Raw genomic sequence first — 21,032 nt, forward strand, 5'->3', positions numbered from 1 at the left:
CGCGATCAATAACCTGCTTGACTGCTTCAATTTTAAACTCTTCGGGATAACGTTTACCGCTCATGGGCACCTCTCTTTAAGTCATCTTAAATGACTCTGAGGTGTCTGTTAAACCCGTGGCGATTCAGTCACAAGACCACGCTCCAATGCTGTTGAGTGCATTACTCGAAATGTTTGCAGAAGTTCTTTTCTTGAGAGGGCAAAACAAAGCCTATCCAACAGTGTTACTTCTTGAAGAGGCTCATCATTATTTGAGAGATCCATACTCTGAAGTTGATGCACAAATCAAAGCTTACGAGCGTTTGGCAAAGGAAGGTCGCAAGTTCAAGTGTTCCCTGATCGTAAGTACTCAGCGTCCTTCTGAGCTGTCTTCAACAGTATTAGCCATGTGTTCGAACTGGTTCACACTACGACTGACTAATGAGCGTGACTTACAAGCGCTCCGTTATGCGATGGAAAGCGGAAACGAATTAATGATTCGCCAAGTTTCTGGTCTACCAAGGGGGGATGCGATTGCATTTGGTTCCGCATTTAATCTCCCTCTAAGGATTTCTATTTATCAAGCTGAACCGAGCCCACGCTCATCAGACGCAATATATTCTGAAGAATGGAAGTAGCCTTGTGTACTGACCACATTATTCTGAATTAATGGTGCATTAATTTGCATTTTTTTCACATGTCAGCATTTGGTTGAAATAGCCATAGCTGGTGCGGCTTGGAACTCTTGTTGCACCTGCATAAAAAGTGCCCTCTTAAGCGGGTAGGCGAGGCGGGGGTAGCACTGCGCGCCAGGAGTGGTGTCAGGATTTATTTTACGCGTCTTTGCGCGTCGTGGTGGCGCGCTGTGCTGTGAGGATGGCCAATGAGATGTTGATGCGGTTGCGCGGCTTGTGCGGCTTCTGGCGAGGTCTGAGGATGTGCCGCCCGGAGGCGGCATTTTTGACGGGATTTAGTCGGCCTCGATACCGTAATCCTTAAAGCGGATCACCTCCATTCCGAGCCAGTCGTTTATCTCTTTGAAACGCTCCTGCAGCGGTGTCAGCTCGTTACGCACAAACACCCGCGCCACCTTCTCGACATCACCCATTGAGCCGATATTCTCGGGCTTGCCGCCCATGAGCTGAAACGGCACGCGGTGCGCATCGAGCAGGTCAACGGCGCTTACCTTCTTGATGTTGAAAAAGTCATCCTTCGTGGCGACCTCACTCAGCGGGACAATCTTGATGCCATCCGGTTTCCCGTTGGGGGCATAGAAAAACAGGTTTTTGAAATTCCCGAGCCCTTTCGAGTCACGCATTGCGGAGCGCAGCGACTCAACGTCTGTGCTGCTCTGCGCCGCGTCGGTGACGTACAAGATGTAACCCGCGTGCGCGCCGTTCTGGTAATACTTGCGACGAAACAGCGTGGCGGATTCAGCCAGCCAGGCGGAATTAAGCGCGCTCAGGTATTCCGGAATCCCGTAAAGCTCCTGATTGATGTCGGGCTCAAGCAAATGGAAAACTGAGCCGGGGGCGAACTGGTGCGGGTTAGAAAAATTCGATACATACCAGTAAACGCCATCCTCGATACCACGTCGGGTGTATTTGGCCGGTGAGGTTTCCAGCTTAAAGAGCTGACCGGTCACGCTCATGCGTTTTTCAAGATAGCCATTAGCAAAGACCAGATAATCGAGCACAAGGCGGCTGAAGTCCTGACGTGACAGCAACGGGTGCGGAATGTAGGTGCTCGTCAGGATATTGCGCTTCACATAAATCGGGGAGCTGTGGTGTACGGCGGCGCGCAGGCTTTTTGCCAGCCCGGAGAAGTTAACCGGCGGTTCGTACCATTTGCCGTTATTGATGCACTCGACATAATCGAGAATGTCGCGGCGATCCAGAACGGGTGACGGTTCGCCAAAAGTGAACGCCTCCATTTTCTGTGATGCGCTGGCGGTCATGATTGATGTCTGCTTTGACTGGTTTTTATGTCGTTTTTTCATGTTAGTTCATATCCAGAATTGAGGTGGAATGCATACCGCTACCGGCGGAAAGCGGTTCGTTTAACAGCGCGTGCATGGTCGCCCACGCGATATCCGCGTGACTGGCTTCCTCGCTGCGGCTGGCTTCATAGGTGGCGCAGCGGTCACTGCTGGTCATGGTTTTGCGGATAGCCATAAATGACTGCGTGATGTCGGTCGCCCCTGCGTCGTATTCCAGACATCCGCGCCCGATGCTGTCTTTCGCTTTCAGCACCATTGCGGTTTTCATTTCCGGCGTGTGGCGGATGGCGCGCGCCGCAGGGAAGAATTAGCGCACGAGCTGGTAAACACACAGGCCGATCCCGGTTGCATCGAAGCAGATATAGTTGACGGTGTATTTCCTGGTCAACGCCCGGACGACCTCGGCCTGTTCGGCAAACCCCATACCTTTCCACTGATAACGCTGGTCGACAGTAAGTTGCCGTAGGCGCTGAAGAAATTTGCTTTCAGTATTGGCGAGGTTGAACGACTATCCCAATGAGGCGTTAGCGTTAAATGCGACTTAAGCTCGAGTCATGAAAAGTGGAATGAAACGAAAACGTCAATTATGATGACCACAAGATTTAGTCAAAAGGAAATCATGCTAATGACTGTTGGATTGGCTACAGACGAGCCCGGACGCTACTACACCTTCCAGTCAAATTTACCCTCCGGTGAATACTTCCAGTTTCGACCTCGCAATCCTCCACTGAATTCTAAGCCTATCGTAGATGATGAGAGTGGAATGTGTATTGGCTACTCCGTCGCTCAGGCGCCCGGTTTATGGCAGATATATGATGCTGATGGTGTGTTCATCAGGCTGGAAGAAGCGCCATTAGAAGCCCCTCTGATTGATCCAACTGACCTCGCTTTAATTGCCTTTGGCGCATTTCGTCTTTTCCGCGCAGGTAAAGCATTACTGGAGAGTGGTGTCAAAACCGCCGTAACTGTGAGACTCAGCGAGGCTACCATCAGTCTCTTGCGTGGACGCCTGAAAATGGGCTTATCTGCACAGTCTCTTAAAATGACTGAAACCCCTGCTAAACATATGCTTAATCCCGGGCGCTATGTTCCTTTGCAACTTCAGGAAAAAGTTATTCGCTACGGAAAAAGAACTCCTGACCCTCAAAAGGTCCCTGGGCTTTTTCGTTACGAATCAGAAATATATAAACTCGTAGAGAATCGGGCAGAAAAGGGCACCTATATTTATAAAAAATACACACTAGAGGTGTTGGTGCGTGAAAAAGACTGGACAATAACTCACTTTCTATACAAGTGATGGAACTGAATATGATTGAAATAATTAGCGACAGGAAAGTACTTCGGATTACCCCCTTTGAGCGGGAAAATACACCCGAAGCCCCAGCGTATGACTGGATACAAACTTATGTAGAGTATGAGCTACCAGAGCTTAAGGCTCAATATAAGGCTTCTTTTAATGTCGGTGAACTTAGAGCTTTAAAAGATAAGCTCAAAAATTTACATGCGAATTTAGTTAATGGCGTTAAAGCGCAGGACGTGGTTTTTGATAGCACGGAGAACCAGTTAAACCTGATATTTTCACCCTCATCTGTTGGTCGGGGGGTGCTTTTGACATTAACTCTCAGACCGGAAAACCCTGCCGAAAGTGTAGTTGTTAACGATATTCTTGGGCTGGATGAAAGTTACTTTCCTGCACTACTTTTAGGGCTGGACGAAATCATTAATTGGGCAAATTAATTTTCAATGTTAGTTGTGCATGCATCAGGTGCACGAGTTTGCAGATACTTTAACGCCGTTTTTGCTGACCCCGCCAGTGTCACCCGGCAAAAACCGCGTTTCCACAAGCCTCAAAAATTCCCCATTTCCCCAGCAATATTTCCCCGCCTTATCCGTCTACCTCATCACAAGCCATACTCAATCACTGTAAATGAGGTAAACACCATGAGAGATTTCGATATGCACGGAAGAGGGCACGGACGCGGGTTTGGCCGCCACCGTATGGGTAAAGGGCTGGTGATAGGCGCGGTAATCGTCCTTGTGCTTGGACTGGTGGTCATGACCCTGTGGAATGCCTTACTCCCGGCCATTCTTGGCGTGAAAGCCATCGGTTTCTGGCAGGCGCTGGGGATTCTGGTATTAAGCCGGATCCTGTTCGGTGGGCTGGGCTTCCGCCCGGGGATGTTCGGCGCGCACCGTCGTATGCACGAACGCTGGATGAACATGACCCCCGAACAGCGTGAGGCGTTTATTCAGCAGCGTCGCGAAGGCTTTGGTCGCCATGGTCGCGGGCACTGCGGCTGGCACGGTCATCGCGAAGATAAACGCGACGACAGCGCGCCGAAAACGCCGGAAGCAGAGTGAGCGAGATGAAAACCGGGCTGGCGGGAGAGTCATTGCTGATGTCGGCGCTTAATGCCTGCCGCGCCCGGCTGAAAGCCTTTATCCGCGGACGAACGTCCGTGCGCGATGATGCCGACGATATTTTGCAGGAAGTCACCTATCAGCTGATGAAAGTGGAGCAGCCGGTCGAAAACGTCGCCGCCTGGCTGTTTCGCGCGGCGCGTAATGAGATGACCGACCGGGCACGAAAAAAACGTGAGGTCTCTCTTTCAGGATATTTTACCGGGGATGATGATGAGGACTTCCCCGAAGATGAACTGGCGGAAACCCTGTTCGGTGTCCCGCATACGCCGGAGGAGGAGTACCTCAAAACGCTGCTGTGGGAAGAACTGGGTCAGGCGCTGTCTGAACTTCCGCCGCCTCAGCGCGAGGTTTTTGAAAAAACGGAGCTCCAGGGCTACAGCATTAAAATGCTGGCAGAGGAAACCGGGGCCAGCGAGCAGGCGCTGTTATCGCGTAAGCACAAGGCGGTGCTTTTCCTGCGCACGCGACTGCGGGACGTCTATGATGCGCTGACCGGTGAGTAACGCCGACAGACAAAACCTTACATTATCAGGACTTGTAGATTCATCACTATCGTTTATGATCGGGGCGTCTGGTAAATTTGGAACGTTATGCGCAACCGTCAGCTTCTGGGAAAATGGCTTTTGATAATCACATGTGTGGCGATGGCTATTTGCCTGGTGCAGCGTGCGGTTTATCTCAACCATTTTTTGCAGGGACTGGATCCGCAAACGACCCTGATTCCTGATGCCCCGGCTCAAACCAGCGACGCTGAGCCGTCCGGGCCATCGCCGTGTCAGTTAGGCGCACACTCGCTGCTTTGTGCTCAGCCTCTGTTCTTTGATGGTGCGCTACCGGCGATTATCATCTTCTTCGCGCTACTTCAGTTGTTTACGCAGGGGCGGGCATGCGTTCCGAGAGAACAGCCCGTTCAGGCACCGCCTCCCCGAATACACCTCAAAAACTGCGTTTTCCGTGAATGAAAAGCATCGTCACCACACGATAATTTTCACTATTCACGGAGTAAAACATGTTTAACCTCTTCAGGGGATTCGTCTTCCTGTGGCTGTCCTGCATTGGCATTGTCCATGCGGCGGATACAGGCTGGCTGGTTTCCCCGCAAAACGATCATGCCCGGATCCGCGTTCAGGCGGAAAGGGAGCAAAACCGCATCCTCGCGCTGCTCACCGTTGAGCTGCAGCCCGGCTGGAAAACCTACTGGCGTTCACCCGGCGAGGGCGGCGTAGCCCCGAAAATCACCTGGCCTACTGGCGTAACGGATGACTGGCACTGGCCGGTGCCTTCGCGCTTTGATATCTCCGGGATGACCACCCAGGGCTATCACGATAAGGTCATCATCCCCATAACCCTCGACGGTGCGACGGGGGATGCGCTCGACGGGACGCTTACCCTTTCCACGTGCAGTAATGTCTGTCTGCTGACGGACTATAAGCTGCATCTTGATTTTAACCAGCCGGTGGATGAGGGATTCAGCCACGCCTTTGAACGCGCGATGCAGGCTATTCCCGCGACATCTGGCGTGTCCGCAGACCTGTCAGCCTGGTTATCAGACGACAAGCTGATCATTACGGGAACCACACAAGGTCAATGGAACAAACCAGGGATCTATTTTGACCCGCTGGAAGGCGACATTCTTCCCGGTGAACCGACCCTCAAATCCGACGGCAATCAGCTTCGGGTAACGGTGCCCGTGACCGATGAGTGGGGAGATAAACCCACTTCGCTGCAGGGGAAAACGCTGTCGTTTGTGCTCACCAATGGCGATAAAGCGCAGCAAACCGTGATGACCGTCGGGGCAACGCCCGCGGAACCGTCAGCGGCGGGCGTGTCTGAGGGAACCGGCAAAATGGTGCTCTTTGCGCTACTGGGCGGGTTGATCCTGAACCTGATGCCTTGCGTGCTGCCGGTGATGGGCATGAAGCTCAACAGCGTGCTCCATGCGGGCTCAGACAGACGGATGATCAGGCTCCGTTTTCTGGCAACCAGTGCCGGGATCCTGGTCTCCTTTATGCTGCTGGCCGCAATGGTAACCGCACTGAAGCTGACCGGTGCCTCGCTGGGCTGGGGTATTCAGTTCCAGAATCCGTGGTTTATTGGCCTGATGGTCGCGGTAACTTTCCTCTTTGCACTCAATCTGTTCGGGGCGTTTGAGATGTTGCTGCCTTCTGCCGCCGCAGGACGGCTGGCAACGGCAGGGGGAACGGGGCTTGCCGGCAGTTTCTGCGAAGGGATGTTTGCCACGCTGCTGGCCACACCATGTTCTGCGCCGTTCCTCGGCACGGCGGTGGCCTTTGCCCTTGGCGCACCGCTGCATTCCCTGTGGCTTATCTTCCTGATGCTCGGCGTGGGGATGAGTTTGCCGTGGTTGTTCGTTGCGCTGGTTCCAAAAACCGCCATGCTGCTGCCAAAACCCGGTCGCTGGATGAACGGCCTGAAGATTATTCTTGGCCTGATGATGCTGGCTTCCAGCCTGTGGCTGGTGACGTTGCTTAGCCCGCATCTGGGTGAGGCGGTGAGCCAGAGCGTGATGTTAGTGCTTATCGTCGTCGCTATCGCACTGCTTGCGATGACCGGGCAGAAAACCTCGCCGCTGTTCTGGTGCGTGGTGATCGCGCTGTCAGCTTTTGGCGGGTACCAGCTGCGCGGGGTGCTTACCTCACCGCCTGTAACAAACACCGCAAGCGTCGCTCAGGCAATCCCGTGGCAACCGCTCAGTGAAGACGCTATTCAGGGTGCCCTTGCGCAGGGCAAACGGGTCTTCGTGGATATCTCCGCGGACTGGTGTGTTACCTGCAAGGTAAACGAGCATCGGGTGTTGAATCAGCCTGACGTTATTGCCGCGCTTAGCCAGTCGGACGTGGTGGCGCTGCGTGGCGACTGGAGTAAGCCGTCAGCGTTTATCGCCGAATTTCTTGAAAAGCGAAACCGTTACGCCATCCCGTTTAACGAGGTGTACGGCCCGGGCTTCCCTGAGGGGGAGATGCTTTCGCCGCTGCTGGATAAAGACACGCTTATTGCCACCCTGAACAACGCTAAAGGCTAAATGTATTATGAAAAGAATTCTTATTACGCTTCTGCTACTGTTGACCTCAGCGCAGGTGATGGCGGCGCAGACCATGACGCCGGAACAGGAGCAACGTGCACAGAAGATGGTTTATGACTTTCTGTTTAACGACCCGGACTCGCCGCGCATTGGCGCTAAGGATCCGAAGCTCACCCTGGTGGTCTTTACGGATTACAACTGCCCGTACTGCAAGAAATTCGATCCTTACCTGGAAAAGATCGTCGAAAAACACCCGGATGTGGCGGTGGTATTTAAGTTTTTGCCTTTCCGGTCGGAAAGTTCACTGACCTCAGCACGCGATGCCTTAACCGTCTGGCGCGCGCATCCTGAGCAGTTTATGAAATTTAACCATACCCTGATGGCCAAAAAGGGATATCACGATGACGCCAGCATTCAGGAGGCGCAAAAACGGGCCGGGGTGAACGTCACAACGCCTGATGATGAGAGCCTGGTGACGATCAAACGCAGCCTGATCATCGCCGAAAAGATGGGTATCCAGGGAACACCGGCCACGCTGATTGGCGAAGGGTTACTCCCGGGCTGGGTTCCTTTTGAGCAGTTCGATGAAATGGTCAGTGACGCACTGAAAAATCGTTAACGTGAAGGGGGCGGTTCGTCCCCAATGATCCCGGAGCGGAAAATGAAAAAATTACTGTTACTGTCGGTGCTGGCAACGTCAGGGCTGGCGCAGGCCGCTGAAGCGATACCGGATGTGGTGAAGCTCTTCAGCGAGCAGCAGAATATCAAAATCATTAAGAAAATTGATGCACCAGGGGGCGCGCCGGCCTGGCTGGGGCAGTATCAGGATATGGGCGTTACGCTGTTTTTAACCCCTGACGGCAAGCACGTAATTTCTGGCTATCTGTACGATGAAAAGGGAAAAAACCTGAGTGAAGGCTATTTCCAGAAAGAGATCTACGCCCCGATGGGACGCGAAATGTGGAAGCAACTGAACGCGGCGCATCCCCTGAAAGAGGGGGCGGATAACGCTCCGCGCAAAGTCTTCGTCTTTGCCGATCCGTTCTGCCCGTACTGTAAGCAATTCTGGTCCGAGGCGCAGCCTTGGGTGAAGGCGGGCAAGGTGCAGCTTAATACGCTGCTGGTGGCGTTTCTCAACCCCAACAGTGGGCGTAATGCCTCCGCTATCCTGAATGCGAAAGATCCCGTTTCGGCCTGGCGTGATTACGAGCTTTCAGGCGGGAAAAAATTGCCAAAACCGCAGGGTACTGCATCCCGTGAAACCGTCAACATACTGCAAAAACACCAGACGTTAATGGACAACCTGGGCGCGAACGCTACGCCCGCTATTTATTATCTGAATGCCGATAATGAGCTTCAGCAGGTGGTCGGCATGCCGGATGAGAAACAGCTTGAGGCGATGTTTGGGCCGAAGCCGTAGTAAAAAAAAACAGGCAGAAACAGGGTGTTTCTGCCTGGGGTTGACCGGTCAGCTACCCCAGCGTCCGCGCAGGTAGCTGACGGCTTCCTGCGTCTGCGGCTGGTTAAGATAATCTTCGCGGAACAGGATCGTGCCATTCACGTTGGGCAGTGAATCGTTGAGATCGAGCTGTTTTTTCAGCTCCGGCACGCCGCCCTGAACCGTCCAGTCCGGCTCATTTTTCGACGGTTCGCCTACCTTGTAGAACGCAATGCCGATATACAGGCGGGTATGCGTCGGTTTCACCACCTCTGCCCACCATTTCGTCAGCACGTCATAGCGCGCCGCATCCCGGGAGAAAGGCCAGTAAATTTGTGGCGCGATATAGTCCAGCAGACCCTGCTGCACCCACTGACGCGTGTCGGCATAGGATTCATCGTAGGCTGCGGCACCGCGCGTGTCTGAGCCTGCCGGGTCGAATGAGCGGTTACGCCATACGCCAGCCGGGCTGACACCAAACTCCACGCCCGGTTTCGTCTGCTTAATGGCCCGGGAGACCTGCACAATCAACTGCTGTGTATTGTGGCGGCGCCAGTCTGCTTTAGAGGCAAATCCCTGACCGTATTGTCTGAAAGTCTGCGCGTCATTGAGCGCGGATCCCGGTGATTCGGTATAGAAATAGTCGTCAAACTGCACGCCATCAATGGGATAGTGCGCAACCACTTCGGTGACCACCTGCGTTATCCAGTCACGCACTTGCGGAATGCCGGGGTCGAGCACAAAACGATCGCCGGCAATACGAATCCATTCCGGGTGCTGGACATAAACGCTGGAAGGGTGCAATGACGACGTGCGGTTCAGTGCGGCAATGGTCGACGGTTTGGTATTGGTTGAAACACGGTAAGGGTTGAACCAGGCATGGACTTTCATGCCGCGCTTGTGCGCTTCATCGAGCATAAACTGCAGCGGATCGTATCCCGGGTACTCGCCGATATTGCCGGTGAGCATATCTGACCACGGCAGAATTTTAGACGACCAGAGCGCCGTGCTGTCCGGTTTGACCTGGAAAAACACGGTATTGATACCGAGGTGCTTAAGCTTATCGAGCTTGTTCGTCAGGGCCTGTTTTTGCATCGCGATACGGTCTTGCGCATCGCGGCCATTCACTGAGGCCACCGGGGGCCAGTCCAGGCGTGAGACGGTTGCCAGCCAGATCCCACGCATCGGCTCGTTAGCCTGCTGGGTCGGTTTGCTCGCGGTCGGGAGAGGCGTTACCAGTGATTTTGGTGGTTTTGAGGAGCAACTAACAAGTAAAAGTGCGCAGGCAGTCAGCGCACCAATCCGTTTTACATGTCGCGTCATTTGCGTTTTAGCTCTTGGTTATCCGACTGTTAGCCCAGGGGTTAAAGGCGGGTTCGTCCGGTTCTGCGATCCCCTCATCATTCAGGGAATCAAGATACAGGGCTTCAACTTCTGCGCGAGCCCAGGGCGTGCGGCGCAGAAATTTCAGGCTCGATTTAACGCTTGGGTCTTTTCTGAAACAGTTAATTTTGATTCGATCGCCCAACTCACACCAGCCATATCGTGCAACAAGGGCATTGACCTGCATCTCCAGCGTTACGCCATGTAAAGGGTCTTTAGAAAGGTGTGCAGTCATAAGCGTCCGGATGTCTCAGTTCTTGTGGGGTTGGGGTTAACGACGAAAGGGTACAAGAAAGCAGGGGAAGCGGCAATTTCCCTTTTTGCCTGCGATGAAAAACAGAAGAGCGTATGACCCGAAAGCCATACGCTCCTCTGTATCGCGAACGCGCTAGGCGTGTTGTGTGTCAAACAAATCTGGTGCCCACGGACGTGGGTCAACCTCCATAAACGGCGCGCGTTCGAAGCGGTCCTTCAGCGCCCACGGTACCGTGCAATCGAAGATGGTCTTACAGGAAATGCCATTTCCGCGAATCGACGTGCTGTAATCCGGCGACTGCGACGGATCCAGCTGGTGGCCGCGGATCCCTGGAATAGTGGTGATGCTGACATCTCCCTGCATGCGGGTGGTCATCGCCCACAGGATGTCGTCACTGTCGAAAATATCCACGTCTTCGTCGACAAGAATGATGTTTTTCAGCTCGGAATAGGTCGCGAGTGCGATAAGCGCCGCCTGTCCCTGACGTCCTTCATCGGATGGCTGGCGTTTTTTCACCTGCAGAATGCCGAGGAACTTACCGCCGCCCGCGGTATGCGCATAGACATTTTGCAGGAAGCCAGGAATGGCCTCTTCAACGGCATTGCGGATGCTGGCCTCCGTTGGCAGGCCAGCGAGCGTGGTGTGCTCTTCACCTGGCCCCACCAGCGTTTGCAGGATTGCCTGGTGACGCAGGGTGACGGCTTTCACTTTGATGACGGGCAAAGAAGGGTTTGCCTCGCCGCAGTAGCCCGGAAATTCCGGCATTGCATGGCCACTGTTGGTGTGCTGATCTTCTCTAACGCGCACGCCTGGCAACAGTTCGCCTTCGATAATGATTTCAGCCCGCGCGATCGCTTTCTCTTTTACCGCCACGCCCTGCACCAGTTCGACCGGTTTCTGACGCAGCGCCCCGGCAACGCCCAGTTCGTTATAACCAAACGGCGTCGTGGGCGCTTCAAAGCAGGCGCCGATATAAATCGCCGGGTCGAGCCCCATGTTGATCGTCACCGGCAGCGGTTTTCCGGCTGCTTCAGCCTTTTTACGAAAGACCTCAATGTGGCGCCCCGCGGCCAGGAACATGGAAAGCTCATCGCGCTCCTGAACGCAGAGACGGTGAATCGTGACGTCAGTCAGCGAACTGTCTTCCGGATCGCTTGCCAGTACCAGCCCCAGACAGAAGAATGGGCCAGCATCAATCGGCGTATTTGTCGGGGCCGGAAGCAGTTTACGCAGATCAAAATCAGGATCGTCAGCGTAGAATACCTGCTCCTGGCAAGGGGCCTGCGATGCCGGGACAACAACCGGCGCGATCGGGTTTTTCACGGCCTGACCGACGTGCTGCGCGAGCGTCGAGGGTTCACATCCCAGAAGGAGTGCCGCTCTTTCCCGGCTGGCGTGCATGCCCACCAGGATACGCGAATCCGGATAGCCTTTAACGTTATTGAACATCATGGCCGGGCCCGTTCGGGTAGGGCGTTTCACCGTGCCGCCCGCACCAATATGTCGATAAACACCCGCCAGCTCTGCGTTGGGATCGACCGGATGATCCGTTTCAATATACTGTCCTTCATGGCGTTGCAGTAACGCGATGGCACTTCTGAGATCGTTGACTGGGCTTTCCATTTTTTCCTCCCGTGTTTGCATGCCTCCATTTTTATGGCAATAGCCAATAGCATCAATTGCATCATTACTGCTATTTTGATAATAAATTTGTTATCAAAAAATCCGGGGAAGCGTTATGCAATTTCGTCAGATGCGTAATTTCATTGTCGTTGCGGAAGAGCTTCACATGCACCGGGCTGCGGAGCGCCTGAACATGGCACAACCCGCGCTGAGTCAGCAGATTAAAACGTTAGAGGAACGGTTAGGCGTTACGCTCTTTAGCCGGGCGAACCGCCGTTTAACCCTGACGCCGGCCGGTGAAGCTTTCCTGGAGAAAGCCAGGCTGGCCATCGCCCTGACGGAACAGGCGGTGCTGGACGCCAGGCAAACGGCGAGGGGGGAGCAAGGGGTGTTGAATCTCGGGTGCGTATCGAGCGCCATGTTTGACACCAGGCTGCCTGCCGCGCTGCGCCAGATGCACAGTCGGTGGCCTGCCATAACCATGTCGCTAATGACGGGGAATGTGCAGACGCTCTATACCGCCGTGCAAAGCAACCAGCTGGATGTGGCCATCATCCGGGCACCGCTGCCGTCTCTGCCAGACGACCTGCAAAGCCGCCCGTTTACGTCCGAGAAAACGGTGCTGGCGCTCTCTTCACAGCACCCTCTGGCGAAATCGTCCGCGCTTACGCTCGCCTCGGTGAAAGATGAAAAATGGATCTCCCTGCGCGACCCGGAGGGAATGGGCCTCGAACAGTACTTCTATGACGTTTGTTACGGTGCAGGTTTCCAGCCTGAGGTGGTACAAAACGCCACCGACGTACCTACTGTCATCAGCCTGGTCTCTGCGGGGTTTGGCATGGCGCTACTGCCGGCCTCCGCCAGGGCGGTCAGCGTGGAGAATGTCGTGTACGTCGACATCCTTGACAGGCTCAGGGAAAGCGAGCTGAAGCTGGTGTGCCACCGGATCATTCGCTCAGAGGTGTTAAAGAAATTTCTGCACACCCTCGATCACATCTGACGTCCCGCGGCCAGCAGCAGTTGCTCGCGTAGCCAGAGGCTTGCCGGATCCTGGCTGTTTTTCGGGTGCCAGTACATGCTGATGGTAATCGGCTGCAGCGGCAGCGGCGGGGGAAAGATATCCAGCGTCGAGGCAAAGCGTTGCAGCATACGTTCCGGTAAGGTGCAGAGCAGGTCCGTGCTGGCGACAAGCGGAGGTGCCATGGCGTAGCTCTGCGTGGACATCACCACGTTGCGCTGATAGCCCAGTCCGCCCAGGGTTTGATCCACAAAGCCGGTAAACGGGTCACCCTCTGAAGAGACCACCAGATGAGAGAGCGCGCAATAGTGCTCCAGATCCAGTGGCCCGACACCACGGGGGTGGCCTTTCCGCTGGGCTGTTGCAAACTGGTCATCGAAAAGTTTACGTCTGACCCAGCCGTCGTGCGCGCCGGTGCTCACACCGATATAGACATCCACATCACCCTTTTCCAGCTGCTGTGGCAGGGTTGCCATTTCTGGCAGCGCGAATCGCAAGCGGATCCCCGGGGCATGGGCCCGGAACTGATTAAGCAGTTCCGCACCCAGCATCAGGGCCGGATTTTCATGCAGGGCAATCACAAATGTCCGCTGGCTGGTTTGCGCATCAAAGGTGGTGGGGGCAAACATCGCGTTAATGCCCCGCAATACGGTCATGACCTGCGGTCGCAGCGCCTCCGCTCTGGGCGTGGGCAACACCCCACGTCCATGTGGGGAAGGGATAAACAACGGTTCGCCAAAGAGCGAACGCAGGCGCGCCAGACGGGCGGACATCGCGGGCTGGCTGATGCCGAGCCGCGCGGCCGCATGGGTGATGTTCTGATCCTGGAGCAATGCATCCAGCGTCAGGATCAGGTCGATATCCATCTCAGCAACGGGCGTCATCGTGTTATCCGTTTTACTTTGCGCTGTGGCTGTCACGATTGGTATAGGTGACGGGCACCCAGGCGTAACCGCCGTGCTCGCCTTTCGTGACGTAACCGATACCCGGGAACGGCAGGTGGGGGGCTGCGACAAGGTCTCTGTTTTTCACAAAATCAGCAAAAGCATCCTGGCGGACACGTGCCGCACCGTCCTGATCCTGGTCGTAGGCGATGGTCACGGCGGGCTGCGGGAACTGTACCGCCGCGACGTGGATAATATCGCCGACAAAGGTGATTTTCTCGCCTTTACTTTCCAGCGTATAGAAGGCTGATCCAGGCGTATGGCCCGGGTGAACCGTGCCGGTTATCCCGGGCAGAAGCTGCGAGGTTCCGGAAAAAGGAACCACCTTGCCGGCATCACGATACGGTTTTAAGGTTTTCTGCGCGACATCGAAGTAGTTCTGGTCGTAGCCGGTTTTTTTCTGATTATCGTTGTTAAAGAAAAAGTCGATGTCAGGTTTGCCGACAAAAACGCGCGCATTGGTAAACACCGCCTTGCCATCTTTAACCAGGCCACCGGCATGGTCGGAATGTGCATGGGTCAGTAAAATCTCGGTGATGTCCTGCGGCGCGATCCCCTGCGTTGCCAGACTCTCAATCAGCCGCCCGCCGTTACCGGGGCCAAAAAGCTGGCCTGAGCCGGTATCCACCAGAATCTTGTGGCCGGGCAGAGCAATCAGAAAAGCGTTAATGGACACCTCTACCGGGTTGGTCTGGAAATTTTGTGCGAGCAACGCATCGGTCTTCTGCGGGGTCGTCCGACGAAGTAATTTGTGCAGGTCTTGCGCCACGGTACCGTCGGTAAACGAGGTCACCATAATATCGCCAACCTGCACACTGTACCCCCCGGCAGGCTGTTTAACCACGTGCTGGGGCGTTTCTGCCGAAGCCTGAAGCGCAGGGTAGAACAATAACGAACTGGAAATCAGCGTTGTCAGGGCAAGTTTTTTTACGGTCAGCATAAGGGTCTCCTTCAGAAAGAGCTCATCTTACTTCTCCGTAAAATTATATGAACCCGCCTGATAATGATAGGACCTATAAACGGGATGGATAGGTCGGGTCAAATGTCGGGTGGCAGCAATGTGCCACCCGGCAAGCCAGACGTTATTGCTTCAGCGGGGCTTTCCAGCCTTCAAGCGTGGCTTTTGACCACGAGCCATACGCGGCATTGGGCAGCACAATCCAGTCACTGCCAAAGCGATCGGCGCTGGCCTCAACGAGTTCACGCTGCGCTTCGCTCGGCTTTTTGTTTTTAAATTGCGCGGCGAAATCAGGCAGGCTGTCACCGAAGAGCATGATTATCTGCTGTTTCTTCAGGATGCTCTGGCGGCGGGCTTCTTTACTGACCGTATCGAGCAGAACGCTATCCTCTGAAACCTGCGGTAAGCCAAGGGATTTTAACGTATTGAGCGTATCTGCTTTGTTTTCCTGCATGCGGTCAGATACATAATAAATACGGACCTTACTTTGATTCACGCGATCAAGAAACGCCTTCGCGCCAGGAATTAATCCCGGTTTTCCCTGCTTTTCCCAGTCACTCCAGGTGTCCCATTTCGTGTAGTCGTGGCACTGTTCGGCATCACGCGCCAGTAACGGAGTGTTATCCAGCACCGTTTCATCAAGATCCATCACAACGGCATAGTTCTCAGGCGCAGTCAGCCCTTTTATTTTTTCGTTAAAACGCTCGGTGGCGAAACGATAGGTCTGCAGCTGAAGTGCCATGATTTCTGCCGACTTCTGTTGATAGCGCAGCGCCATCTCATACGCTTTCGGCTCACAGATTTCGTGGTCGGCTGCCGTGGCGGTCGCGCTCAAAACAGGTAATGCCAGCAGTAATGCCTTAGCCATTGAATTCACTCTTCTTTCCTTAACGTCATTATCAAAATCATGTAAGCGTATTGAAGTTAAGTGACAGAAAAATGAAGGGAGGCAGGCGAGTCATATTCTGACGCACATTCCTTTGAGCGCCGGGTGGATAATTTTCAGACAAATCGCTTTCGTCCGCCAATATCCGTTAGAGCCAGAGTCAGATCAGCATGTAATACCAGAACAGGGCGATTTCGTCTTTTTCCGGTAATGCGTTGTAGAGGAAACGATCGTATCCGCCTAACGTAAAGCCATAATGACGGTAGAACAGGCAGGCAGAAACATTCACATTCTGGGTTTCAAGCCTTAATCCAGCCGCGTTGACGCTCCGCGCCCACACGTGTGCGGCCGCCATCAATTTTTGCGCCGCGCCAGCTCTGCGTTTCGTGCGCTCAACGGCAATATAGTCAACGGCGATAAATTTATTCCAGCTCATTGAGGCGGTGATAAAACCGGCAATTTCTCCCTCATCTGTTTCGGCCACAAGAAATATGGCATCCGGATTAACGCAATGATTTTCAAGGGTCTGCATATCGAGCTCATACGTTTTATGATAAGGCACGGCGACAGCGTCGATATGCAAATCACAATGTATAAAAGGCTCCCGCGCAACGTGACTGACGGTGAATGAAAAGTCACAGCATTCAAGACGTGCGAGGTCGGTATTTAATCCTTTTCGAATCTGCATGGTATTCCTTATGGCGAATATTTTTATAAATAATAGATGAAGCCATTAAAACCGCTGGCGTAACACTCTTTTGATCCTGAACTAAGCTTGTACTTCATTCCGCGTAAAATGTGGGTCATTCGAGGACAATGAATGGAATTCAGGACATTTCAAAAACACTGGGGTGCTGAGTTTATTTCCAATGACGTTGTACGTTTTCGCGTCTGGGCAGAAGGACAGAAAGAACTTACGCTACGTCTGGCAGAAAACGACTTGCCAATGACGGCGGTCGGCAGCGGCTGGTTCCAGATTGACGTCCCCGGCGTCACGCACGGCACAGAATATCAGTATGTTTTGCCGGACGGCATGGCCGTTCCCGATCCGGCGTCGCGCGCCCAGGCTGGGGATGTTAACGGTCCCTCGGTTGTTATCGATGCCAGACGGTATCCGCCCGGCAACCGGGAGTGGGCAGGGCGTCCGTGGGAAGACACGGTGATTTACGAGCTGCACATCGGCACCTTTACCCCGGAGGGCACCTTCCGGGCCGCCATTGAAAAACTGCCTTACCTGGCTGAACTTGGCATTACCCAGATTGAAGTCATGCCCGTCTCACAGTTTGGCGGATCGCGCGGCTGGGGATATGACGGGGTATTGCTGTATGCACCGCACGCTGCCTATGGCACGCCAGAAGACTTCCACGCCTTTATCGATGCTGCGCATGGGCTTGGGCTTTCTGTCGTGCTGGATATTGTGCTTAACCACTTCGGCCCGGAAGGCAATTATCTGCCTGTGCTGTCACCCGCGTTTTTCGACGCGGAACGGATGACGCCCTGGGGCAACGGGATTGCTTACGAGACTGAGCCGGTCAGGCAATACATTACCGAAGCCCCGCTGTTCTGGCTGACGGAATACCATCTTGATGGATTACGGTTTGACGCCATCGACCAGATTGAAGACGCGTCGGATAAACACATCCTGCAGGAGATTGCCGAACGCATTCGCGAGGCTATCCCCGGGCGGCAGATCCATCTCACCACCGAAGACAGCCGTAACGTTATCTTCCTGCATCCGCGCGACGCACACGGTGCGACACCGCTTTTTACCGCGGAGTGGAACGATGACTTTCATAATGCCGCGCATGTCTTTGCCACCGGCGAAACGCATGCGTACTACCAGGATTTTGCCTTTGAACCGGAGAAAAAACTCGCCCGTGCGCTGACGGAAGGTTTTGTCTATCAGGGCGAGGTTTCTCTCCAGACCGGCAAATCGCGCGGCGTGGAATGTCACACGCAGCCGCCACAGTTTTTTGTCGATTTTATTCAAAACCACGATCAAACCGGCAACCGCGCTCAGGGAGAGAGACTGATCGCCCTCGCGGGGGCCGATAAAACACGGGTGTTGCTTGCTGCACTGCTGCTTTCGCCCCATATTCCGCTGCTGTTTATGGGGGAAGAGTTTGGTGAAACCAATCCGTTTTTGTTCTTTACCGATTTTCACGGTGAGCTTGCTAAAGCCGTGCGGGAAGGGCGCGCAAAAGAGTTTACCGGCCATGCCGGGCACGGTGCGTCCGTCCCCGACCCGAATGACGTGCAGACCTTTGTTCGCTCCAAAATTGACTGGAATAAGGTCGCCACCGATGACGGCAAAACGTGGCTGCGCTTCACGCGAACGCTGCTGACGTTGCGCCATCATCATATCGTTCCGTTACTGCGAAAGGGCGTCACGGTGGAGGGCAAGGTCATCAGGACGGCACCCGGCATGATTGCAGTGAGCTGGCGATTCCCGACCGGAACGTTGTCTCTGGCGTTCAATACCGGCAATAAGGCTGTTGATGTGCCTGCACTGGCAGGAGAAACGCTCTTTAGCTGGCCGGAGGTGAACGAGGTGTTACCGCCGAACAGTATTGTTGTTCGCTTTGCTGATGGAGAAGCATCGTTATGATCCCTTCCGCGACCTACCGTATTCAGTTCCGTAACGGCATGACGTTTGACCGTGTCGTGGAACTGGTGCCGTATATGAAAGATCTCGGCATCAGCCATCTTTACGCCTCACCTGTGTTTACCGCCACGACCGGCTCTACGCACGGCTATGACGTGACCGACCCGAATGAAATCGACCCCGCCATTGGCGGACGAGAAGGATTCGACCGTATGGCGGCCGCGCTCAGGCAGGCGGGAATGGGCTTGATACTGGATATTGTGCCTAACCACATGTCGACCTCGCTGGAGAATCACTGGTGGCGAGACGTGATTGAGCATGGCAAACAGAGCCGCTACGCACGCTATTTCGATATTGACTGGTCACGGCCGCTTACGCTGCCGTTTCTGGGCGACACCTTTGAGGCGGAGCTTGAAAAGGGTGCGATCACTTTAAAACGTGACCCTGTCACGGACAAAGCCGCGCTGGTCTACTACGACACCGCCTATCCTCTTAACCCCGGGACCTTTGTGGAGGGTAAAAGCCTTGCGGCGCTGCACGAGGCCCAGAACTGGAGGCTGATGTCCTGGCGTGAAGCCCCGAAACAGCTCTCGTGGCGGCGTTTCTTCGAAATCACCGGCCTGGTGGGCGTGCGGGTTGAAGACGCGTCGGTATTTAGTGATACACACCGATTGATCCTTGAACTGGTTCATTCTGGCGTCGTTGACGGTCTGCGAATTGACCATATCGACGGTCTGGCCGATCCGCTGGGCTATCTGCAGCGTCTGCGCCAGGCAACCGGACCGGCCTGTTACATCACAGTTGAAAAAATTCTCGCCAAAGGGGAACAGCTGCCCGTCGAATGGCCAGTTTCCGGCACCACGGGGTACGAGTTTATTGCCTCGCTGGCGGAAGTTCTGGTGGACGACAGCCGCCTGGACCGCCTGGAGAAAATCCATGACGACACGCTCGGGGAAACCGTTGATCGGTTTGCAGCGTTACGGGATGCCAAAGGGCTGATGATCGATCGCAATTTTGAGGGCGAATTCACTACCCTGTTAACTATCGCCACCGATCTTGCCCGACGCAATGCGGTTGAACTGCAACCCGATGAGATCCACCATGCGTTGCGCGAGCTGCTGATCGCGTTTCCGGTGTATCGGACCTACGGCACCCGTGAAGGATTAACCGCCTCTGACGTGGCGCTGCTCAATCGCGTTGTCGCAAGCGTTAACACCTCTGAAGCGGCCCTGAGCCTGATCGTGTGCATTCTCACCGGCGATCTTCCTGAAAATTGCCACGACGACGCGGCTCGTTTCAGAACCCGCTTCCAGCAGCTCACCGGGCCACTGATGGCGAAATCCGTGGAAGATACGCTGTTCTTTCGCCATAACCTGGAGCTGGCGCTTAACGAAGTGGGGGCAGACCCGACGCCGCGCGCCTTTTCGCTATCGCGTTTTCATCAGGAAATGCGCATCCGTCTTGCCCGTCAGCCTGACGCCTTACTCGGGACATCCACCCATGACACGAAGCGCGGTGAAGATGCCCGGGCACGCCTCTATACCCTGACGGAAGCGCCGGAACAGTGGGGCGAAAATCTGGCCCGCTGGCGGCAGATGAATCAAACCCACGTGCGTTTTCTGAGCGACGGTACCGCGCCGAACGCTGCCGATACCTGGATGATTTATCAGGCTCTGGCCGGCGTCTGGCCCGCCACGCTGTCACCTGACGATGTCGACGGGCTGAAATCACTCGAAGAGCGCTTCCTCGGCTTCCTGGAGAAAGCGCTACGCGAAGCCAAACAACGCACAGACTGGATAGACAGCAACGAAAGCTATGAGAGCGTGGTGTTGAGCTATGCCCGGCATCTGCTTTCACCGGACAACACGCTGTTCCTGAAGGATTTCAGTGAGGCGATGCAGCCCTTTATCCGTGCCGGGCTGATGAACAGCCTCAGCCAGACGGTGATCAAACTCACCGCACCTGGGGTACCGGACATCTATCAGGGCTGCGAAGCGCTTAACTTTAGCCTTGTCGACCCGGATAACCGACGGGAACCGGATTTCCCCGCGCTGGTGCACCACCTCAGCACGGCGGATGCCGGGGTATTTGCCCGCCCGGAATGCTGGCGAGACGGAAGCGTTAAGCAATATGTCACCGCCACGCTGTTACGGCTTCGTCCGCATTATGCCGCGCTATTCCATTACGGTGACTGGCTGCCGCTGAAGGTGAGCGGCGAGCGGGCGGAGAACCTGATTGTTTATGCACGCGTGAAAGACGAGGAGGCGCTGGTTGTTGCCGTGCCGCGGCTGGTCTTCGACGTGACAACCCATGAAGCACTGTGGGCCAATACCACTATTGCTATACCCGATGCGCTGGCAGGAAAACGCTACCGGGATCTGTTCACCGGTGAAAGCCGGGTTCTGCAAGAGACGCTGGATGTAACGTCTGAAACGGGATGCTTAATGGTTCTGCTTACCTGCGAATGATCGTGGAG

20 protein-coding genes and 1 pseudogene are annotated in these 21,032 nt (G+C 54.7%); 12 read left to right on the forward strand and 9 right to left on the reverse strand.

From position 1 onward, the window contains the following. The first annotated feature begins 101 nt into the window (after nt 1-101). Nucleotides 102-617, forward strand: coding sequence for an ATP-binding protein (locus BJP35_RS23835; RefSeq protein WP_256971813.1), 516 nt, complete (start codon nt 102-104; stop codon nt 615-617). Nucleotides 618-949: 332 nt separating this feature from the next. Here the strand turns inward: BJP35_RS23835 and BJP35_RS23840 are convergent, their stop codons facing one another. Next, complete coding sequence (locus BJP35_RS23840) at nt 950-1,978, reverse strand: phage portal protein (protein ID WP_086463605.1); 1,029 nt, start codon at nt 1,976-1,978, stop codon at nt 950-952. A 1-nt stretch (nt 1,979) separates the two neighbouring features. Next, nucleotides 1,980-2,423 (reverse strand): annotated as a pseudogene (locus BJP35_RS23845) (oxidoreductase); the annotation flags it as partial. Between the two features lie 180 nt (nt 2,424-2,603). On the opposite strand from BJP35_RS23845, the gene BJP35_RS23850 reads away from it, so the two are divergent. From BJP35_RS23850 to dsbG, 8 genes are all read left to right on the forward strand, one after another. Next, nucleotides 2,604-3,275 carry a hypothetical protein gene (locus BJP35_RS23850; RefSeq protein WP_040019031.1) on the forward strand — a complete coding sequence of 224 codons (672 nt, stop codon included), beginning with the start codon at nt 2,604-2,606 and terminating at the stop codon, nt 3,273-3,275. A gap of 11 nt (nt 3,276-3,286) precedes the next feature. Then, the gene (locus tag BJP35_RS23855; RefSeq protein WP_086463606.1) at nt 3,287-3,715 is read left to right on the forward strand and encodes a hypothetical protein; all 429 of its coding nucleotides are present in this window, start codon (nt 3,287-3,289) and stop codon (nt 3,713-3,715) included. A 204-nt stretch (nt 3,716-3,919) separates the two neighbouring features. Next, entirely contained in the window at nt 3,920-4,339 is a 420-nt protein-coding gene (locus BJP35_RS23860; RefSeq protein ID WP_014170113.1) for a hypothetical protein, read from the forward strand. Between the two features lie 5 nt (nt 4,340-4,344). After that, nucleotides 4,345-4,905, forward strand: coding sequence for an RNA polymerase sigma factor (locus tag BJP35_RS23865; protein ID WP_086463629.1), 561 nt, complete (start codon nt 4,345-4,347; stop codon nt 4,903-4,905). Nucleotides 4,906-4,992: 87 nt separating this feature from the next. Beyond that, complete coding sequence (locus BJP35_RS23870; RefSeq protein WP_086463607.1) at nt 4,993-5,364, forward strand: hypothetical protein; 372 nt, start codon at nt 4,993-4,995, stop codon at nt 5,362-5,364. Between the two features lie 47 nt (nt 5,365-5,411). Further along, nucleotides 5,412-7,445: a protein-disulfide reductase DsbD gene (locus tag BJP35_RS23875; RefSeq protein WP_086463608.1), complete on the forward strand. Its 2,034-nt coding sequence runs from the start codon at nt 5,412-5,414 to the stop codon at nt 7,443-7,445. A gap of 7 nt (nt 7,446-7,452) precedes the next feature. After that, nucleotides 7,453-8,064 carry a DsbA family protein gene (locus BJP35_RS23880; RefSeq protein WP_020884110.1) on the forward strand — a complete coding sequence of 204 codons (612 nt, stop codon included), beginning with the start codon at nt 7,453-7,455 and terminating at the stop codon, nt 8,062-8,064. 42 nt (nt 8,065-8,106) lie between these two features. After that, nucleotides 8,107-8,865, forward strand: coding sequence for a thiol:disulfide interchange protein DsbG (dsbG, locus tag BJP35_RS23885; RefSeq protein ID WP_050736814.1), 759 nt, complete (start codon nt 8,107-8,109; stop codon nt 8,863-8,865). Nucleotides 8,866-8,913: 48 nt separating this feature from the next. Here the strand turns inward: dsbG and BJP35_RS23890 are convergent, their stop codons facing one another. The 3 genes from BJP35_RS23890 to BJP35_RS23900 form a co-directional block, all read right to left on the reverse strand. Further along, the gene (locus BJP35_RS23890; RefSeq protein WP_014170106.1) at nt 8,914-10,206 is read right to left on the reverse strand and encodes a glycoside hydrolase family 10 protein; all 1,293 of its coding nucleotides are present in this window, start codon (nt 10,204-10,206) and stop codon (nt 8,914-8,916) included. A 7-nt stretch (nt 10,207-10,213) separates the two neighbouring features. Further along, on the reverse strand, nt 10,214-10,501 hold the full coding sequence (locus tag BJP35_RS23895) for a VF530 family DNA-binding protein (RefSeq protein WP_032680976.1): 288 nt from the start codon (nt 10,499-10,501) through the stop codon (nt 10,214-10,216). A 153-nt stretch (nt 10,502-10,654) separates the two neighbouring features. After that, nucleotides 10,655-12,145: a UbiD family decarboxylase gene (locus BJP35_RS23900; RefSeq protein ID WP_086463609.1), complete on the reverse strand. Its 1,491-nt coding sequence runs from the start codon at nt 12,143-12,145 to the stop codon at nt 10,655-10,657. A gap of 115 nt (nt 12,146-12,260) precedes the next feature. On the opposite strand from BJP35_RS23900, the gene BJP35_RS23905 reads away from it, so the two are divergent. Then, nucleotides 12,261-13,145, forward strand: a complete 885-nt coding sequence (locus BJP35_RS23905) for a LysR substrate-binding domain-containing protein (RefSeq protein WP_086463610.1) — start codon at nt 12,261-12,263, stop codon at nt 13,143-13,145. Here BJP35_RS23905 and BJP35_RS23910 read toward each other — a convergent pair. The 4 genes from BJP35_RS23910 to BJP35_RS23925 all read right to left on the reverse strand — a co-directional run bounded on the left by BJP35_RS23910 (nt 13,136) and on the right by BJP35_RS23925 (nt 16,639). Next, the gene (locus BJP35_RS23910; RefSeq protein ID WP_047744675.1) at nt 13,136-14,047 is read right to left on the reverse strand and encodes a LysR family transcriptional regulator; all 912 of its coding nucleotides are present in this window, start codon (nt 14,045-14,047) and stop codon (nt 13,136-13,138) included. The two genes, BJP35_RS23905 and BJP35_RS23910, sit on opposite strands and share 10 nt — an antisense overlap. A gap of 13 nt (nt 14,048-14,060) precedes the next feature. Next, on the reverse strand, nt 14,061-15,047 hold the full coding sequence (locus BJP35_RS23915; RefSeq protein ID WP_086463611.1) for an MBL fold metallo-hydrolase: 987 nt from the start codon (nt 15,045-15,047) through the stop codon (nt 14,061-14,063). A 142-nt stretch (nt 15,048-15,189) separates the two neighbouring features. Then, on the reverse strand, nt 15,190-15,933 hold the full coding sequence (locus BJP35_RS23920; protein WP_020884117.1) for a 5'-nucleotidase, lipoprotein e(P4) family: 744 nt from the start codon (nt 15,931-15,933) through the stop codon (nt 15,190-15,192). A 178-nt stretch (nt 15,934-16,111) separates the two neighbouring features. Beyond that, nucleotides 16,112-16,639, reverse strand: a complete 528-nt coding sequence (locus BJP35_RS23925) for a GNAT family N-acetyltransferase (protein ID WP_014170096.1) — start codon at nt 16,637-16,639, stop codon at nt 16,112-16,114. Nucleotides 16,640-16,771: 132 nt separating this feature from the next. Here BJP35_RS23925 and treZ point away from each other — a divergent pair, with 132 nt between their 5' ends. After that, nucleotides 16,772-18,559, forward strand: a complete 1,788-nt coding sequence (gene treZ, locus BJP35_RS23930; protein ID WP_086463612.1) for a malto-oligosyltrehalose trehalohydrolase — start codon at nt 16,772-16,774, stop codon at nt 18,557-18,559. Next, nucleotides 18,556-21,024, forward strand: coding sequence for a malto-oligosyltrehalose synthase (gene treY, locus BJP35_RS23935; RefSeq protein ID WP_086463613.1), 2,469 nt, complete (start codon nt 18,556-18,558; stop codon nt 21,022-21,024). The genes treZ and treY overlap by 4 nt, the downstream gene beginning before the upstream one ends. Nucleotides 21,025-21,032: the final 8 nt, after the last annotated feature.

The organism is Enterobacter sp. J49, from assembly GCF_002148625.1.
GTDB classification, from domain to species: Bacteria; Pseudomonadota; Gammaproteobacteria; order Enterobacterales; family Enterobacteriaceae; genus Enterobacter; species Enterobacter ludwigii.

Coding starts and splice junctions, on each gene's coding strand:
- BJP35_RS23840 (WP_086463605.1), bottom strand. CDS start 1,978: ATGAAAAAACGACATAAAAACCAGTCAAAGCAGACATCAATCATGACC.
- BJP35_RS23850 (WP_040019031.1), top strand. CDS start 2,604: ATGACTGTTGGATTGGCTACAGACGAGCCCGGACGCTACTACACCTTC.
- BJP35_RS23855 (WP_086463606.1), top strand. CDS start 3,287: ATGATTGAAATAATTAGCGACAGGAAAGTACTTCGGATTACCCCCTTT.
- BJP35_RS23860 (WP_014170113.1), top strand. CDS start 3,920: ATGAGAGATTTCGATATGCACGGAAGAGGGCACGGACGCGGGTTTGGC.
- BJP35_RS23865 (WP_086463629.1), top strand. CDS start 4,345: ATGAAAACCGGGCTGGCGGGAGAGTCATTGCTGATGTCGGCGCTTAAT.
- BJP35_RS23870 (WP_086463607.1), top strand. CDS start 4,993: ATGCGCAACCGTCAGCTTCTGGGAAAATGGCTTTTGATAATCACATGT.
- BJP35_RS23875 (WP_086463608.1), top strand. CDS start 5,412: ATGTTTAACCTCTTCAGGGGATTCGTCTTCCTGTGGCTGTCCTGCATT.
- BJP35_RS23880 (WP_020884110.1), top strand. CDS start 7,453: ATGAAAAGAATTCTTATTACGCTTCTGCTACTGTTGACCTCAGCGCAG.
- dsbG (WP_050736814.1), top strand. CDS start 8,107: ATGAAAAAATTACTGTTACTGTCGGTGCTGGCAACGTCAGGGCTGGCG.
- BJP35_RS23890 (WP_014170106.1), bottom strand. CDS start 10,206: ATGACGCGACATGTAAAACGGATTGGTGCGCTGACTGCCTGCGCACTT.
- BJP35_RS23895 (WP_032680976.1), bottom strand. CDS start 10,501: ATGACTGCACACCTTTCTAAAGACCCTTTACATGGCGTAACGCTGGAG.
- BJP35_RS23900 (WP_086463609.1), bottom strand. CDS start 12,145: ATGGAAAGCCCAGTCAACGATCTCAGAAGTGCCATCGCGTTACTGCAA.
- BJP35_RS23905 (WP_086463610.1), top strand. CDS start 12,261: ATGCAATTTCGTCAGATGCGTAATTTCATTGTCGTTGCGGAAGAGCTT.
- BJP35_RS23910 (WP_047744675.1), bottom strand. CDS start 14,047: ATGACGCCCGTTGCTGAGATGGATATCGACCTGATCCTGACGCTGGAT.
- BJP35_RS23915 (WP_086463611.1), bottom strand. CDS start 15,047: ATGCTGACCGTAAAAAAACTTGCCCTGACAACGCTGATTTCCAGTTCG.
- BJP35_RS23920 (WP_020884117.1), bottom strand. CDS start 15,933: ATGGCTAAGGCATTACTGCTGGCATTACCTGTTTTGAGCGCGACCGCC.
- BJP35_RS23925 (WP_014170096.1), bottom strand. CDS start 16,639: ATGCAGATTCGAAAAGGATTAAATACCGACCTCGCACGTCTTGAATGC.
- treZ (WP_086463612.1), top strand. CDS start 16,772: ATGGAATTCAGGACATTTCAAAAACACTGGGGTGCTGAGTTTATTTCC.
- treY (WP_086463613.1), top strand. CDS start 18,556: ATGATCCCTTCCGCGACCTACCGTATTCAGTTCCGTAACGGCATGACG.